The sequence below is a fragment of the Haladaptatus sp. SPP-AMP-3 genome, from assembly GCF_049568665.1.
GTDB lineage: Archaea > Halobacteriota > Halobacteria > Halobacteriales > Haladaptataceae > Haladaptatus > Haladaptatus paucihalophilus.
In genome coordinates, this window is record NZ_CP145897.1 from 1,399,477 (window position 1) to 1,414,753 (window position 15,277).

Below are 15,277 nucleotides of genomic sequence, written 5' to 3' on the forward strand. Positions count from 1 at the left end.
CAGAGCAATAAGTGTTTTGAGCCGAGTTAGCGAATGACAGACCGATGTCGGGAGAAACGTCGGTCCGAGTCGGTGTCTTCAGCCTTCACAACAGCAAGGAGACGAAAGCGATTTTGAACGCCGTCGAAGCGTTAGGTCACGAACCCGTCTGGCTTCGCCGGGAGAACACGTCGGTCGAGATACGGGACGGCGAACTCGTCCTCGAACCGAACGTGGACATCGTCGCCAACCGGTTGTTGCTCTCCAAGACGGAGTATCCCGACGAACTGTTGGGACTGGTGAACCTGTACGCGAGCGTCGTCCCGACCCTCAATCCACCGATGTCGGTGCTACGGGCGACGCACAAGTTCGCCGCCGCGGTGCGACTGGCCGAGGAGGGGGTTCGGGTCCCGGACGCCATCCTCGCGCTCTCGACGGAACGACTCAACGAACTCTGTGAGCCCTACGGCACCGAGGCCGTGTACAAGACCGCCATCGGGACCCATGGCGGCGGCACGTGGAAAGTCGACCTGAACGACCCCATCAGCTCCCGCGTCGGGAAAAGACAGGCGTTCGTCCAACAACTCATCGAACAGGACGACGACGACGGCCCGCACAGCGACCTCCGGGTCTACGTGGTCGGCGATTCCGTCATCGGCGGGATGATTCGCTCCGCCCCTGACGAGGAGTGGCGGACGAACGTCGCGCTCGGGGGAGACGTACGCGCGGCGGGCGACGTACTCACGGATGAAGTTTCGCGAACCGCACTCGACGCGGCGAACGCCATCGGCCTCGACTACGCCGGGGTCGACCTCATCCGAAACGAACGCGACTGGTACGTCCTCGAAGTCAACCCGACCGCGGGGTTCAAGGGGTTCTTCGAGGCGACCGGCCACAGTCCGGCACCGCACATCGCTCGCGCCGCCATCGAAACGGCGGGCGGGTCCGTGGACGAAGACCGGGTCGTCGAACTGACCGCGACGCTCGACGACACCGTTCCCGCCTGCAAACCGTCGACGAGCCGCCGGGACCTCTCGGAGCAACCGACCATCGGCTACACGACGGAGGTCGTCGTCAGCGGGACGTCGGGGTCGGCGACGGTCGTCGCGAAATCCGATACGGGTGCGAGTCGGACGAGCATCGACACCGGCGTCGCGGCGGACGTCGGCGCGGGACCCATCCGTCGAACCTCGCGGGTGCGCTCCGGGAGTTCGAAGTCGAGTCGCACGCGTCCGGTGGTCGATATCGTCGTCGGCATCGCCGGGAACCACTACACCGTCTCCGCGAACATCGAGGACCGAAGCCACATGGAGAATCCCGTCCTCCTCGGCCGCGACATCCTCGAACACTACCAAGTGGACATCAGCAAGCGGGTGGACGAGGAGGTCACCACCATCGAGGAGTGATGTCGAGGGAAGTGAGGTTGGGGGAGTGAGGTCGAAAGAAGAGAGATCAAAAGGGGAGTCGGAGGAAAAGGAACCACCGACGCCGCTCAGGAGCGGACGAAGTGTTGCCGTTTTACAATCGCTGGCGAGAAAGAAAGGGACGATGCGGAGCTACAGCCTCACCGGTCGAATTCCCTCTCGGTGACGGCGCTCGTCGGGCGGTCGCTGCTCGCGCTGTTCGCCCGACAGCGCGAACTCGCCGCCGACCGCGCCGCCGTCGAACTCGCGCGGTCCGCGGCGGCCTTGGCGGCGGCGTTGCAAAAAGTGGACGCGGAGGCGGTCGATGCACCGACGACGGACCTCCGGGAGGCCGATACCGTCGCGGCGTTCTCCATCGTCGAACCGCCGCGGGCGTCGAACGACGGCTTTTCGATTTGGACGGACGGGCGGACGCCGACGGTGCTTCGCGTCCGAAATCGGCTCGACGACATCGGCAACTGGCTGTTCAGGACGCACCCGTCGACGGAAAAACGGTGTGCGCTGCTTCAATCGTGGTCGTAAGCGGTCGTCGCGGTGGGGGAGTTGTGGTCGCGGTCACGGTGGTGATGTTCGTTGCGGGAGGAGTGTTCGGGCGTCGGTGGTTTGCCGTCGCCGTTTTCCGAGTCCGCCAATATTCCCACCTCCCCCGACCTTTATCTCGGAAAGCGACCCACTTCCAGTATGGAACGCTACGACGCCCTCTATCGGCTCTACGACGAGTTCGACGCGAAAACCCTCAGAGCGTATCAGGACTTCGTGGACGTGTTTCCGCCGGTCGATTCGCGGGTCGCGTTGGAACACTGGCAGTCCGCGAGCGACGAACTGGAGGCGCGAAAGGACGAGATTCGGGAGGAGTTCGACGCGGGGGAGACGTACGCGGACGTGGCGGCCCACGCCACGCGCGACCAAGCGTTCACCGCGCTCGACCTCTACTCGAAGTACGGCCGGTCGGTGAACGCGCTCGTACTGGACGTGGACGAGACGCTCCGGTCGGCGGGCGGAACGGACAACGAGATTCCGCGGGAGGTACTCAACCTGCTGACCGAATTCCACGAGAAGGGCGTCCCCATCGTCGTCTGTACGGGCCAAACGCTGGAGAACGTGAAGGGGTTCACGATTCAGGGACTCGGCAACGAGATCGTCCACTCCGGCACGGTGAGCATCGTCTACGAGGCGGGGACCGGCGTGTTCACGCCGGGCCACGGCGCGGAAACCAAACGACTGCTGTTCGAGGACTTGGACGACGACATCCGGGACGTCTTCGACACCGTGCGCTCACGGGTGCTCTCGTCCGCGCCCGAGGAACTCCGGCGGGGGACCCACCTGCAGGGCAACGAGTTCAACATCACGATGAAGCCGAACTTCGAGACGGGGAGCGCGAAGGCGGTGGAAGTCATCGACGACGCGCTGGTCTACCAACTCGACCTGCTCGGCGAGACGGTGGTCGAGGACGGGAGCGAGTGGGCGCGGACCTACTACGCCCACAGCGACCCCGAAATCCGCGGCGTGCTCGAAGCGCAAGGCGGAATGCCGGACGCGGACGTGGAAGCGATTCCGGAGGACGTGCGGGACACCTTCGACCGAATCGACGTGGCCTACTACGAGGGTGACGCCGCCGAGATCGGCAGTCGAGAGTTGAACAAAGTGGTCGGCGTGGAAGCCGCGTTGAACGTCCTCGGCGTGGACGACCCGTTCACGCTCGTTATGGGCGACAGCAAGAGCGACCTGCGCGTGATGCAGTGGGTGGACGAGAACGACTGTGGCATCGGTGCCGCGCCGGAACACGCCTCCAGCGACGTGTTGGACCATGTGGTTCGCACCGACGAACTCATCTTCGACCGCGGAAAGGCGGGCGACGTGCTCCGGACGGTGTACGCGCTGAATCGGTTGGGTCGATTGGGATAAAGTCCTCAGTCGTACCAGCACGCGACGCCGACGACGGAGAGCGGAACCGTCGCAAGCCACAGCACGATACGAATGGCGAGGAGTCTCGGACCGAGGAACGGATGGACCGGTCCGACGTGGGACGTTCGAAGATAGTAGTAGGTGCCACTCTCGTTGAGGAAGCGAAGGGGCCGAGGAATCTCCGACCGCGTGCGGACATGTCCCGTTCGAATCGCCGTCCGAAGTTTGGGACCCGTTCGACTGGTTGCAGAGTCCGGGTCGTACGTGACGTTCGCGAGCACGGTGGCGAACGAGACGTTCCGCGCCGCGAGAACGGTCGTTCCGTTTTCCACCTCGACGGTCGGTTCGTAAAACCCGTTTCTGGTCCGGACGTACTCGTAGTCGGGCCACGAACGCGAGAAGTTAGCGCCGACCGAAACACCGCCGTGTATCGCCGCGAATTCGAATCCGCAGGCGCGGGCGAGCCTCGGGGAGCAGTCTTGGACCGACGGGGACTGTCGAACGTAGTGGGTCGTGTGCGAGTGGTCTAACTCGACCGCCCGGTACTCGTATCGGAGGCCGTTACCGTCGGGAACCAACCAGAGCGTGTTCGCCGCGAACGCCACCGCGAGGAGAACACAGAGCGCACCCATCGCTCGGCGGCGGTTCACGGAATCACACATCGCCGAAAGCTCATGACGGAGAGGTATCAGAATCGAGTATAAGTTTTCTGCTCGGGAGGACGAGAGAAGCGGAGAGAGGAAACGAAGAGAGAAACGGAGGTTCCGAGGTCGTGGGAAGCGCCGCGTCGAATCAGGCGTGGACCTGTACGCGAACGGTGTCACCCGCTTCGACGGGACTGTGAACCGAGAGCGGTTCGTGGTCGGACTCGCGGACGAGGCTGGTGTCCGAGCGAAGGCCGAATCCGTCCACGATTCCCGCGCGGACTTGCGGGCCGTAGCGCTCGCCGAGTTGTTCGACGACGTCCTCGACTGTCGCCTCGTCGGGGACTGCCACGCGTGCGTCGCGGGTTCCGGTGCGCGCGACCATCGGGCCAGTGAGTTTAACTGTGACGTTCATACACACATCTACACACTACCGGAACAAAAAGTTTACTCAGTCTCGAAAAACTCCTGCCGAGACGAAACCGCTTATTGGGCCGGGGGACGAGCGTCCGAGTATGTCGCACGCACCAGAACCGGGAATGGACGACCCGCTCTCCCTGCACGGCGTCGTTCCGCCCACGATTACGGCGTTTCACGAAGACGAGTCGGTGAACTACCAAGCCACGGCGGCCCACGCCCAATACGTCGTGGACGGCGGTGCACACGGCGTCTTCCCGCTCGGAACGAACGGGGAGTTCCCCCTGTTGACCGGCGAGGAACAGCGCGGCGTCGTCGAAGCGGTGGTCGAAGCCGTGGACGACGTGCCCGTCATCGCGGGCGTCGGCGCGCCGAGCACGTACGAGACCGTCGCGCACGCCGAACACGCGGAATCGGTCGGCGCGGACGGCCTCGTCGTCGTCACGCCGTACTACTACCCGCTGGACCACGACGCGGCAGTCGAACACTATCGACGAGTCTGTGAGGCCGTCGACCTCCCGGTGTACATCTACCACATCCCGAGCAAGACCGGCAACTCGCTGTCGCTCGACACCCTCGACGACCTCGCCGAAATTCCGAACCTCGCCGGACTCAAGGATTCGAGCAAAAACGTGCCGTGGCTCGGGCAGGCCATCGACGCACACCCCGAACTCACGTTCCTCGCGGGGTCGGACTCCCTGCTCCTCCCCGGCCTCCAACTCGGCTGTACCGGCATGGTCAGCGCGGTTGCGAACGCCTTCCCCGAACTGGTCGTCTCGCTCTACGACGCATACGACGCGGGCGACGTGGAACGTGCCCGCGAACTGCAGAGCGACGTGTACGCGATTCGGGACGCGCTGAAGGGCGGGTCGTACATGGCGGGCGTGAAGACGACGCTCGACGTGCTCGATTTGGGCTTCTCGCCCGGCCCGCTCCGGAGCCCGCTACGGAAAATGAACGAATCGGACCGCGCGGCGCTCGAATCCGACCTTCGCGCGCTCGACATGCTCTGATTGTCGGCGCGTACGCTCCATTTCCGGGTCCTCACGCGACCGTTCCGACGAGTAGGATGACCTTACGAGGAGAGCGTATAACACGGGGGGCGTTGTGCGTGGGACCATGCTCCCCTCGCGCGTTCTCGTCGTCGGGTTGGTTTTCGTCTGTGTTGTCGGCGGTGTCGGCCACGTCGGCCACGTCGGCCGCCCGCCGGTCGCCAGCGCGTCCGCCGCATCGACCACGACAACGGCACCCGCCGCACAGTCCGCCACGGCCGTCGATTCCTGTACGGCGATTACGAAATCCGGGCGCTACGTCCTCGCACAGGACGTCCACAACGGGAAGACGGCCATCTCGACCGGATGTGTCAAAATCCGCGCGGACGACGTGGTGCTGGACGGCCGGGGACACATGCTGGACGGGTTCGGCGTCAGCGACACGAGCGGCGTTCACGTAGCGGGCGCGTCGAACGTGACGGTTCGGAACCTCCGAACCAAGGATTGGAATCGCGGAGTCTACGTGCAGAACGCGGCCGCCGTGACGGTGCGCGACGTCGTCACCTACAACAACGCCATCGGAATCGGCGTGACGGACTCGGACGCAACACTGGTGAACAACACCGTCAGGGACGGCCTCCGCGGTCTCGTCCTCGACGACGCGTGGGACGACGACCTGCGTCGCAATCGCATCCACCACAACGAGGTCATCGACATCTACGCGCCGATGGCGCTGGTGAACGTCTTCGGCGTGCAACTCACCGTCGGACCGCCGCTCGACTTCGACGGCGACGGCCGCTACGAGGACGTGACCGGCAACGGGAAAGCCGGAGTCTGGGACGCCGTTTCGCTGCCGGTCATCGCCGTGGCCGAGACGGTCGGTGTCGCCGACATCCCGGCACAGCAACGGTCCGCCCTCGACTTCGACGGCGACGGGAACTTCGACCACAGCGACGTGCTGGCCTACGCCGGACTCACGCCTTCTCGATGACCTTCTTCGCCCAGTCGGGCCACTCCTTGCGCTCCCGGCCGTTGAACGTGTCGTCGCCGGACATGGCTTTGAGGGCGCTCGCGTCGTCTTTGCTCCAGACCGCGCCGTCCTCGTGGAAGACGCCGTTCAGGATACCGCGTTTGCGCTGGCTCAACATGTAGGCCGGTTTGAGCATGAGCGACCAGAAGAAGTTGCCGACGCCGGATTTCCGAATGACGGGGGCGAGCGAGGCGTAATCGGGGCCGCGCTGGGCCGCGGAGATGTCCTTCTGTCCCCACCCGAAGTTGGCGACGCGCTGCCACTCCGTCAGCCAGACGGGTTTGTTGATACTGTTGCGGAGTTCGTTCGCCTGCTGGAGCACGCCGCTGTAGATGTCCGTCGTGTTCGGGTAGTTGTAATGGAACTGCACCACGTCGATGCCCCAATCGTAGTAGTCGGTGGCGTTCGCGAAGCTCGTCGCGCCGATCGTCAGCGGCACCTCTCCGCGTCGCTCGCGGGTGTACTGAAACATCTCGCGGGCGAAGCGCTTCTTCCACGGCCGCCAGCCGGGTTCGTTCATCACCTCGATGGCGAGCACCCGCTCGTCGTCCCGGTAGCGGTTCATGATCCACTCGACGAATCGCTTCGGCCCGCCCCACTCGTCGGGATTGCGCATCACGTGCTTGGCCGGGGACCAGACCGACGTGCCCGTCCACGGGTCGGTGTCGTAGAGGTTCTTCGGAACCGGCGGACGCCCGACGCCCTCGAAGACGCCGAGCAGGATGCGGATGCCGTGCGAGTCGGCGGTCGAGAGGAAGTGGTCGAGCGCCCGGCCGAACGACGCTCGGTCCTTGTGCCACGCCTCGTAGCTCAGCCACGTCCGAATCGCGTTGAGGTTCAGTCGGTCGGCGAACCCCATGTCGCGCTCCGTGACGCCGCGTTCGTAGGTGTGCCACATCTGGAAGGAGTTCATCGCGCGGGCGGGCAGGTACATCGCTCCCCGAACGTCCACGGGAGGTCCACCGTCGGCGACGCATCCGGCGAGAGAAACCGCAGATGTGACACCGGCGGCGAGGAATCCCCGTCTCGTACACCGATGAGTCATGGAATCGCGGACAACGGCCGGGCACCTGAATGTAGTGGTGTTTCGGCTGACATACTTTCCCCCGTCCCGCGGGGTCGCCCCCGGCACGCCGACCGCGGGGAGCCACGGAGAACGGAACGAATCTCGGGGGACCCGTTCGGTAACTTCGATGAACGTTTCGGGACGCCCGTCTCGGTTATCCGGTGTATAATCGGCAGTAGAGGCGTTAGAATCGGTGATTCGGTCGGACGTTCGTCTGTCACCCAACAGAGGGGAACGGTGGGCCTATCACGGCGTGTAATCGGTTAACTGGTCAATAGTAAGGATACGACGCGTCGAAGCGGCAAACGAGATGCCTGAACAGCAGACCGAGCCGCGGGTCGTCGGGTACTATCGACGCGGGCGATACGAGCTTCGCGCGGAGGATTCCGTCCACGCGTGGATCAGCGCGGAAACTCCGATCGACGTGCGCCAGTAATAACGGACGATACCATTTGAACTTTTACTACGGGCGGAGTACCCGCCGGTATGGGACGCGATTACTCGACACTGCACGACCCCAACGCAGAGTACACGATGCGCAACCTCTCCGGCGAAACGATGGGTGCGACGGCATCCCGCGGGAGCAAGCGCGACATCGAGATAACGGACGTACAGACGACGATGGTGGACGGCAACTTCCCGTGGACGCTCGTCCGCGTGTACACTGACGCCGGAGTCGTCGGCACCGGCGAGGCCTACTGGGGTGCCGGTGTCCCCGAACTCATCGAGCGAATGAAGCCGTTCGTCATCGGCGAGAACCCGCTCGACATCGACCGACTGTTCGAACACCTCGTCCAGAAGATGTCCGGCGAGGGGTCCGTCGAGGGCGTCACCGTCACGGCCATCTCGGGCATCGAAATCGCCCTGCACGACCTCGCAGGGAAAATCCTCGACATCCCGGCCTACCAACTCCTCGGCGGGAAGTACCGCGACCAAGTTCGCGTGTACTGCGACTGTCACACCGCCGACGAGGCTGACCCGGACGCCTGTGCCGACGAGGCCGAACGCGTCGTCGAGGAACTGGGCTACGACGCGCTCAAGTTCGACTTGGACGTTCCCTCGGGACTCGAAAAGGACCGCGCGAACCGCCACCTTCGCAACGGGGAAATCCGACACAAGGCGGAAATCGTGGAGAAGGTTACGGAGCGCGTAAAGGACCGCGCGGACGTGGCGTTCGACTGTCACTGGACGTTCTCGGCCGGAAGCGCGCAACGTCTCGCCAAGGCCATCGAGGACTTCGACGTCTGGTGGCTCGAGGACCCCGTTCCGCCGGAGAACCTCGACGTGCAAGAGGAAGTGACGAAATCCACGACGACGCCCATCGCCGTCGGCGAGAACCGCTACCGCGTCACCGAGGAGCGCCGTCTCATCGAGAACCTCGCGGTGGACATCATCGCGCCCGACCTGCCGAAGGTCGGCGGCATGCGCGAAACCCGAAAAATCGCCGACGTGGCGAACCAGTACTACGTTCCGGTCGCCATGCACAACGTCTCGTCGCCGGTGGCGACGATGGCGAGCGCGCACGTGGGGTCCGCCATCCCGAACTCGCTGGCGGTCGAATACCACTCCTACCAACTCGGCTGGTGGGAGGACCTCGTGGAAGAGGACGTCATCGAGAACGGCTACATCACGGTGCCCGAAAAACCCGGTCTCGGCCTGACGCTCGACATGGACGCCGTGGAAGAGCACATGGTCGAAGGCGAGGAGTTGTTTGACGAAGCATAGCTTCGTCGGGCCAGTGAATCTTTGATTCACGCTGTTTGACGAGGCATGAACCTCGTCAAGCCAGCAAAGCTCTGCTTTGCGTTGTTCGACGAAGCGTAACTTCGTCGAGCCAGCAAATTTCCGAGTCGTGGGGTATCACGTTCGACACCCACGGACACCCATCCTATCAGATACTTCTCGATTTTGATGAGGTTTGAATTCGTCAGAATCGTGGAAGAGTCGAGCAGAGAGGAGAAGTTTAGAGATGCACAGAGATTTTCGGACACATTCATACATTGTCAAAATTGGAAGTATTTTTAAACGGAATGCCTGCACAAAGTATATTCGATGGCGATACTTTCAAATGGAGCATGCACGCGACAAATCGGCGGGAGTTTCTGAAGGTGGCGGGGGTTCTGGGAGCGACCGTCGCCGTTGGCACCGAGTTCGCGACGAGCGCGGAGGGGTCCGGCGGCACGGGAGATTCGTGGGCGACGTACCGCGGCAACGCGGGACGAACCGGTGCGACCGAGAACGTCGGTCCGGGGGCGAACGTGACCACCGAGCGGTCGTTCGATATGGACGGCGGCATGTACACGTCCGAACCGGTCGTCGCGGACGGAACGGTGTACATGGCCGTGACGACGGCACACACGCCATCGACCAGTGCGGGCTACGTCGCCGCCTACGACCCGGACGGTGACGAAACCGTGTGGAAGCACGAGGGGGTTTCCCGGCCGGGAACGCCCACGGTCGGTGGCGGCACCGTCTACTTCGGGACGTACGGTTCCGAGGACGCCGACGGGACGAGATTCTTCGCGCTCGACGCCGACACCGGCGAGACGAAGTGGCACAAACCCGCCTCGGACGGGTTGTCGAATCCGTTGGTCGCGGACGGGGACTTGTACGTCGAGATGGCGGGTGGCGTCTCACGACTCGACGCCGAAACCGGCGATACCGTTTGGACGACCGACGCGGTTCAGGGAAGCGCGTGTTACGCGGACAGAACGCTCTTCTACACGGACGGAACCGCGCTGAACGCGGCTGACGGGTCCGTGCGCTGGGACGTCACCGAGGAAGACGACGAACTCCAGGCCGTCGCGGATGGCGTGGTGTACGGCGTCGTGAACGAAAGCAGCGAGCACGCAATCAAAGCGCGGTCGGCCGACGACGGGACGGTCCGATGGTCGTCGTCGGTCAACATCGAGTACTACTGGCTCGGAGATCGACTCACGGTCGCCAACGGGCGCGTGTTCTTCCGCGTCGGGAACACGATACTGGCGTTCGACGCGAAAAGCGGCGAAGAAGCGTGGACGACCGTGACGGACGCAGCGCTCGCGGGTGCCCTGTCGGTCGGCGGGGAAACGCTGTACGCCGGTGGCCGAGCGGACCCGGAGACGGAGACCGGAAACGCGGTCGTGCTGGCGCTGAACACGACGAGCGGAGAAGTGGAGTGGCGACACGAGTTCGGGGGATGGAATTTCGACGAATACGGCCCGGCGGCCAACTCGCCCGTCGTCGCGGACGGGCGGGTGTACACCGCGACCTATCCGATGGGCTCGACGCTGGATTGGATGTACACGCGGTACGGCGATTTCCACGTCCTCGGCAGCGACGACGGACCGGCCACTACGACTACCACGGAAGAAACGACCACGACCGCCGAAACCACCACGAGCGGGAAAACGACCACGACCGCCAGCGAAACGACCACGACGACAACGACGACTTCGGGGACCACGATGCCGGGAACGACGACAACGACCACGACGACATCGGGGTCACCGGGTGCAACCGAAACGACGGGAACGGGAGGGAATGGACAGCTCACCAGTACGACGACCGGGACGACGACCACCTCTGACGGACAGCCCGGATTCGGACTCCTCACCGCCCTCGGCGGCGTCGGCGGCGTCGGTGCGTACCTCCGGTCCAAAATCGAGCGCGAGGACTGACCGACCGCATCCGTCGAATTTTTGACAGACGGGAACGGATGGAACGGTGTGCCTCACGACGTTCCACCGGATACGCCGCGCGAGCGACAGACGCTTTCGCTCCCCGAGTCGAAACTGGCGTCGCTTCGGGAGTGGGCGGTCGACGGCACCGGATTGACCGCGGCGGCGGGGGTCCGCGACGCGGCGGGGCGAATCGCCCTCGTGAAGAACGGCTGGTCCGAGGGGTGGATTCTTCCCGGAGGCGGGGTCGAACCCGGCGAGACACCGACGGAAGCCGCGAAGCGCGAAGTGCGCGAGGAGACGGGCTTGGACGCCACCGTCGGTGCGCCGCTGGTCGTCCTCGACCAATCCTACGTCGCGGCGGCGGACGGGGAGGAACGGTTTTCGGCCCGGTACGTCGTGTACGCCGCTCGTGCGGAGGGTGACATTCCAGACGCGTCGCGGTTGGGCGCGCACGAGGTCGAGATTTCGGCCGCGGAGTGGTTCGAGCGACTGCCCGAGAATCTCCACGACGGCGACCTGCTTCGGCCGTATCTCCGGGACGAACCGTGATTACGCCCGCAACTGCTCGATGACCGTCCTCCTGAACGCCACCGCGACCGCACCGGCCGCGAACAACCACACCAGCACGATTTGGGCGGGCGTCGCGTTTCCGGACGTGAGTCCCGTTCCGAGCAGATAGTGAATCCCAATGGAGAGCAGGAAGACGAGGAAGGCGAAGTGCCAGACGCCATCGACGTACAGGTCGGGGTTGTACGAGAGCAGGGCGTACGCGAGGAGAAGCGCGACGCCAAACACGCCGAAAATCCCCGAGTTACCTCTCACGTCGAGGGCATCCGCCAACGGGCCGACGAGGGTGGTGAGCGCCAGAATCAGCGCGAACGTGACGCTGACCGCTCGAGAGCCACTGACCATGGCGCGAGTTGCCGGGGGCGACGCATAACTGTAGCCATATCGAACAGTATATCTCGCTGGTACCGAAATGAAGCGAGAATGAGCGGGGACCCCCGTTTTCGTGAAACGCAGCGGTTCCGGCAGGGGTGGCTGTGGGCGTTTTTGCTCGTCACGAACGTTCCAATCCTCATCCTGCTGGGCGTCATGTTCGCCGACGAGTACGGCGGACTGACCCCCGAAGCGATACGAGTCGGAGGGCTGACCCTGCTCGCGCTCGTCCTGCCGTTGGTCCTGATACACCGAGCGGTGCTCGTGACGGAGGTGCGAGACGACGGCGTGTACTTGAAGTTCTTCCCGTTTCACCTCCGATTCCGTCGGATTCCGTTCGGGGAAATTGGAGCGGTCGAATCGGCCGAGTACAGCGCCATGCGCGACTACGGCGGGTGGGGAATCCGGTGGGGCGTCTCGCTGACTCGACATGGGGTGGCGTGGAGCGAGAGGGGGAAAGCGTACATCGTCGACGGAAGCGAGGGCGTACGGCTCGAACGCGACGGAGAGCGGCCGCTACTCGTCGGGTCCGAACGCGCCGACGAACTACGCCGAGCGATAGAAGACGGGCGACGATACTGAAATCGGTCCGTCCACGCGGGCGAACGGATTTCGGGACGAGTTCCACACCGACCCGCGGCGTGCGAAAAATTAGGCGCTGTCGGTCTCCTCGTTCACGTCGATGTGTCGTTCATCGACGTTCTCCTCTTCCTCCGCCTCCTCGGCGTCGTCGGGGAGGCCTTCCGCATCCGACTGCTTGAGTTCGGCTTCGTCCATCTCCTCGTCCACGCGGTCAAGTTCCTGTTCGATTTCCTTTTCGCGCTCTTCTTTCATCTCTCGCCGTCGGTCGCGGTTGTCTTCAGCCATCGTCGGCGCGAACTACATCGAAGTTGTACTTTTGCGTGGCGGCCATCGGACCGTCAGACGGTCGCCGCGCTCCGGTCGGCGACGACGAGGTTGACGACGGCACCGACGAGCAGGATGACGCCCGCGAAGTAGAGCCACGTGAGGAAGACGATTATCACGCCGAGGATGCCGGTGAGTCCGTACTTTCCCGACCCGCCGAGGAAGTACTGGAACCCCGCTTGGAGCACCAGCCAGCCGAGGGCGGCGAAGAGCGTTCCGGGCAGCGCTTCCCGAAGCGACATTTTCACTGGGGGGAGGACGTAGTACAGCGGGAGGAAGACGAAGACGAGGCCCAACAGCAGGCCGGAACTGGCGATGGCACCCACGAACGGGATGCTCGTCACCAGCGACGATCCGAGGATGGTCCCGACGACGACCATCAGCGCGACGCCGAGCACCACCGCGAAGAGCGTCACGAGGCCCTTTTTCACCTGTTCGACGATGCCCACGTCCGGGAACGTCTGGTACACCTCCTCGAAGGCGATGACGAGGCCGCGAAACAGTTTGAGGCTACTCCAGAGGAGGATGAAGATACTCACGACCGACGCGCCCGCGGTTCCGGAGGTGTTCTGCACTGTGCGGTCGAGAACGGTCGCGCCCTCGTCCGAGAGGAATCGTCTGGAGGCGTCGATGAGGAGGTTCGAGAACTCCTGTCCGCCGACGAACGTCCCGACGGCCAACGCAAGTAGGACGAGCGGGAACAGGGAGACGAACGCGTAGTACGCGAAGCTCGCCGCGAGGAACGTGACGTTGCGCTCGCGGACGATATCGACGACCGACCGTATCGACTCGGTGACGCTCATATCAGAGAATCGTGCTCTCACGTAATGGATGATTCGGCTGTATGAATGACGAATCGGGGGGCGGTCACCGACTTCCGGCAGGACCGACCGAACCCGAAATCCGTTTGGCAGCGCGCGCTATGTACCACGATATGGAGATAAATCCGGAGACGGTCGGTTCGCTGTACCGGACGTTGGCTGGTGCCGTCGTCCCGCGCCCCATCGCGTGGGTGAGCACCCGGAGTCCCGACGGCGTGGACAACCTCGCGCCGTACAGCTTTTTCAACGTGGTCAGCGTCGCCCCGCCGGTCGTGATGTTCTCGCCGGTGGACGGCGAGGACGGCCTGAAGGACACGCCGACGAACGTGCGGGAGACGGAGGAGTTCGTCGTCAACGTCGTCACCGAACCGCTCGCCGAGGCGATGAACGAGACGAGCGCGACGCTCCCGCACGGCGAGAGCGAGTTCGACCGCGCCGGACTGGAGCGCGCGGAATCGACCGCGGTGGACGCGCCGCGCGTGGCCGATTCGCCGGTCGCCTTCGAGTGTTCGCTGTACGACATGGTGGACATCGGCGCGTCAACGATGGTGCTCGGCGAAGTCGAATGGGTCCACGTGGACGACGACGTGACCACGGACGGAAAGCTCGACGTGAACAAAATCGACGCAGTGGGCCGTCTCGCCGGGAGCTTCTACGCCCGGACGGACGAGCGGTTCTCGCTGGAGCGCCCGCCATGACCGAGGGGGATGCGGTCGAGCGAACTCCGGAGCCGATAACGACCGAGCGATTGGAAGCCGACCTCCGCGACCTCGGCCTGTCGGCGGGCGATGCCGTCCTCGTTCACTCGTCGCTCTCGGCGCTCGGTTGGGTTTCCGGCGGCGCACCGACGGCCGTGGACGCGCTCATGGGCGTCGTCACGGCGGCGGGAACGTTCGCCATGCCGACCCACTCGACCCAGCTTTCCGACCCGACTCACTGGGAGAATCCGCCGGTTCCGGACGAGTGGGTGGAAGAAATCAAGGAAACGTCGCCGCCGTTCCGACCGGAACTCACGCCGACGCGCGGCATGGGCGCAATCGCGGACTGCTTCCGGGACTATCCCGGCGTCGTCCGAAGCCGCCACCCAACGACGTCCTTCGCGGCGTGGGGTACGGACGCCGACGTGGTGGTCGCGGACCACGCCTACGACTCGCCGCTCGGCGAACGGTCGCCGCTCGCGCACCTCGACGAACTGGACGCGCGGGTGCTCCGCCTCGGCGTGGACGCGAACACGTCGCTCCATCTGGCGGAGTACCGGGCCGACTACGACAAATCGTTCGAGACGAACGGCGGTCCGGTGCTGGAAGACGGCGAACGACGGTGGGTGACGTTCGAGGAACCGGAAAGCGAAGACGACTTCCGGGACATCGAGGCGGCGTTCGAGGAAAATCACGAGGTGCACCGTGGACGGGTCGGCGAGGCGGACGCGACGCTGCTGTCACAGCGGAAACTGGTCGAGTTCGGGGCGAAGTGGATGGAAGCAAACAGGTAG

19 protein-coding genes are annotated in these 15,277 nt (G+C 64.3%); 12 read left to right on the top strand and 7 right to left on the bottom strand.

Annotated features, from left to right (window positions below; all coding sequences use genetic code 11):
- The first annotated feature begins 44 nt into the window (after nucleotides 1–44).
- Both V5735_RS07930 and V5735_RS07935 read left to right on the top strand, forming a co-directional pair.
- Nucleotides 45–1,385, top strand: coding sequence for a RimK/LysX family protein (locus tag V5735_RS07930; RefSeq protein WP_423745867.1), 1,341 nt, complete (start codon nucleotides 45–47; stop codon nucleotides 1,383–1,385).
- A 180-nt stretch (nucleotides 1,386–1,565) separates the two neighbouring features.
- Nucleotides 1,566–1,925: a M48 family metalloprotease gene (locus V5735_RS07935; protein ID WP_423745868.1), complete on the top strand. Its 360-nt coding sequence runs from the start codon at nucleotides 1,566–1,568 to the stop codon at nucleotides 1,923–1,925.
- Here the strand turns inward: V5735_RS07935 and V5735_RS07940 are convergent.
- On the bottom strand, nucleotides 1,910–2,035 hold the full coding sequence (locus tag V5735_RS07940; RefSeq protein ID WP_423745869.1) for a hypothetical protein: 126 nt from the start codon (nucleotides 2,033–2,035) through the stop codon (nucleotides 1,910–1,912). The two genes, V5735_RS07935 and V5735_RS07940, sit on opposite strands and share 16 nt — an antisense overlap.
- 49 nt (nucleotides 2,036–2,084) lie before the next feature.
- Here V5735_RS07940 and V5735_RS07945 point away from each other — a divergent pair, with 49 nt between their 5' ends.
- On the top strand, nucleotides 2,085–3,308 hold the full coding sequence (locus V5735_RS07945; protein WP_423745870.1) for an HAD family hydrolase: 1,224 nt from the start codon (nucleotides 2,085–2,087) through the stop codon (nucleotides 3,306–3,308).
- Nucleotides 3,309–3,313: 5 nt separating this feature from the next.
- Here V5735_RS07945 and V5735_RS07950 read toward each other — a convergent pair whose 3' ends face one another.
- Both V5735_RS07950 and V5735_RS07955 read right to left on the bottom strand, forming a co-directional pair.
- Nucleotides 3,314–3,970: a hypothetical protein gene (locus tag V5735_RS07950; RefSeq protein ID WP_423745871.1), complete on the bottom strand. Its 657-nt coding sequence runs from the start codon at nucleotides 3,968–3,970 to the stop codon at nucleotides 3,314–3,316.
- 130 nt (nucleotides 3,971–4,100) lie between these two features.
- The gene (locus tag V5735_RS07955; RefSeq protein WP_007979343.1) at nucleotides 4,101–4,367 is read right to left on the bottom strand and encodes a MoaD/ThiS family protein; all 267 of its coding nucleotides are present in this window, start codon (nucleotides 4,365–4,367) and stop codon (nucleotides 4,101–4,103) included.
- A 100-nt stretch (nucleotides 4,368–4,467) separates the two neighbouring features.
- Here V5735_RS07955 and V5735_RS07960 point away from each other — a divergent pair, with 100 nt between their 5' ends.
- On the top strand, nucleotides 4,468–5,382 hold the full coding sequence (locus tag V5735_RS07960; RefSeq protein ID WP_423745872.1) for a dihydrodipicolinate synthase family protein: 915 nt from the start codon (nucleotides 4,468–4,470) through the stop codon (nucleotides 5,380–5,382).
- Nucleotides 5,383–5,488: 106 nt separating this feature from the next.
- Nucleotides 5,489–6,352, top strand: coding sequence for a NosD domain-containing protein (locus tag V5735_RS07965; protein ID WP_423745873.1), 864 nt, complete (start codon nucleotides 5,489–5,491; stop codon nucleotides 6,350–6,352).
- Here V5735_RS07965 and V5735_RS07970 read toward each other — a convergent pair.
- Complete coding sequence (locus V5735_RS07970) at nucleotides 6,336–7,343, bottom strand: glycoside hydrolase (protein WP_423745874.1); 1,008 nt, start codon at nucleotides 7,341–7,343, stop codon at nucleotides 6,336–6,338. The genes V5735_RS07965 and V5735_RS07970 overlap by 17 nt on opposite strands.
- A gap of 424 nt (nucleotides 7,344–7,767) precedes the next feature.
- Here V5735_RS07970 and V5735_RS07975 point away from each other — a divergent pair, with 424 nt between their 5' ends.
- The 4 genes from V5735_RS07975 (at nucleotide 7,768) to V5735_RS07990 (ending at nucleotide 11,668) form a co-directional block, all read left to right on the top strand.
- On the top strand, nucleotides 7,768–7,893 hold the full coding sequence (locus tag V5735_RS07975; RefSeq protein WP_423745875.1) for a hypothetical protein: 126 nt from the start codon (nucleotides 7,768–7,770) through the stop codon (nucleotides 7,891–7,893).
- A 50-nt stretch (nucleotides 7,894–7,943) separates the two neighbouring features.
- The gene (locus V5735_RS07980) at nucleotides 7,944–9,182 is read left to right on the top strand and encodes a mandelate racemase/muconate lactonizing enzyme family protein (RefSeq protein ID WP_423745876.1); all 1,239 of its coding nucleotides are present in this window, start codon (nucleotides 7,944–7,946) and stop codon (nucleotides 9,180–9,182) included.
- Nucleotides 9,183–9,532: 350 nt separating this feature from the next.
- Entirely contained in the window at nucleotides 9,533–11,116 is a 1,584-nt protein-coding gene (locus V5735_RS07985) for a PQQ-binding-like beta-propeller repeat protein (protein WP_423745877.1), read from the top strand.
- 48 nt (nucleotides 11,117–11,164) lie between these two features.
- Entirely contained in the window at nucleotides 11,165–11,668 is a 504-nt protein-coding gene (locus tag V5735_RS07990) for an NUDIX hydrolase (RefSeq protein WP_423745878.1), read from the top strand.
- On the opposite strand, the gene V5735_RS07995 is transcribed toward V5735_RS07990, so the two are convergent.
- Complete coding sequence (locus V5735_RS07995) at nucleotides 11,669–12,031, bottom strand: hypothetical protein (protein WP_423745879.1); 363 nt, start codon at nucleotides 12,029–12,031, stop codon at nucleotides 11,669–11,671. It abuts the gene before it with no gap.
- A gap of 78 nt (nucleotides 12,032–12,109) precedes the next feature.
- On the opposite strand from V5735_RS07995, the gene V5735_RS08000 reads away from it, so the two are divergent.
- On the top strand, nucleotides 12,110–12,640 hold the full coding sequence (locus V5735_RS08000; protein WP_423745880.1) for a hypothetical protein: 531 nt from the start codon (nucleotides 12,110–12,112) through the stop codon (nucleotides 12,638–12,640).
- A gap of 69 nt (nucleotides 12,641–12,709) precedes the next feature.
- On the opposite strand, the gene V5735_RS08005 is transcribed toward V5735_RS08000, so the two are convergent.
- Both V5735_RS08005 and V5735_RS08010 read right to left on the bottom strand, forming a co-directional pair.
- Nucleotides 12,710–12,925, bottom strand: coding sequence for a hypothetical protein (locus V5735_RS08005; RefSeq protein WP_423745881.1), 216 nt, complete (start codon nucleotides 12,923–12,925; stop codon nucleotides 12,710–12,712).
- 53 nt (nucleotides 12,926–12,978) lie between these two features.
- On the bottom strand, nucleotides 12,979–13,767 hold the full coding sequence (locus V5735_RS08010) for a YihY/virulence factor BrkB family protein (protein WP_423745882.1): 789 nt from the start codon (nucleotides 13,765–13,767) through the stop codon (nucleotides 12,979–12,981).
- 131 nt (nucleotides 13,768–13,898) lie between these two features.
- On the opposite strand from V5735_RS08010, the gene V5735_RS08015 reads away from it, so the two are divergent.
- Both V5735_RS08015 and V5735_RS08020 read left to right on the top strand, forming a co-directional pair.
- Nucleotides 13,899–14,483 (top strand): flavin reductase family protein, encoded by a 585-nt coding sequence (locus V5735_RS08015; protein ID WP_423745883.1) that lies wholly within the window; start codon nucleotides 13,899–13,901, stop codon nucleotides 14,481–14,483.
- Complete coding sequence (locus tag V5735_RS08020; protein WP_423745884.1) at nucleotides 14,480–15,277, top strand: aminoglycoside N(3)-acetyltransferase; 798 nt, start codon at nucleotides 14,480–14,482, stop codon at nucleotides 15,275–15,277. Before V5735_RS08015 ends, V5735_RS08020 begins: the two co-directional genes overlap by 4 nt.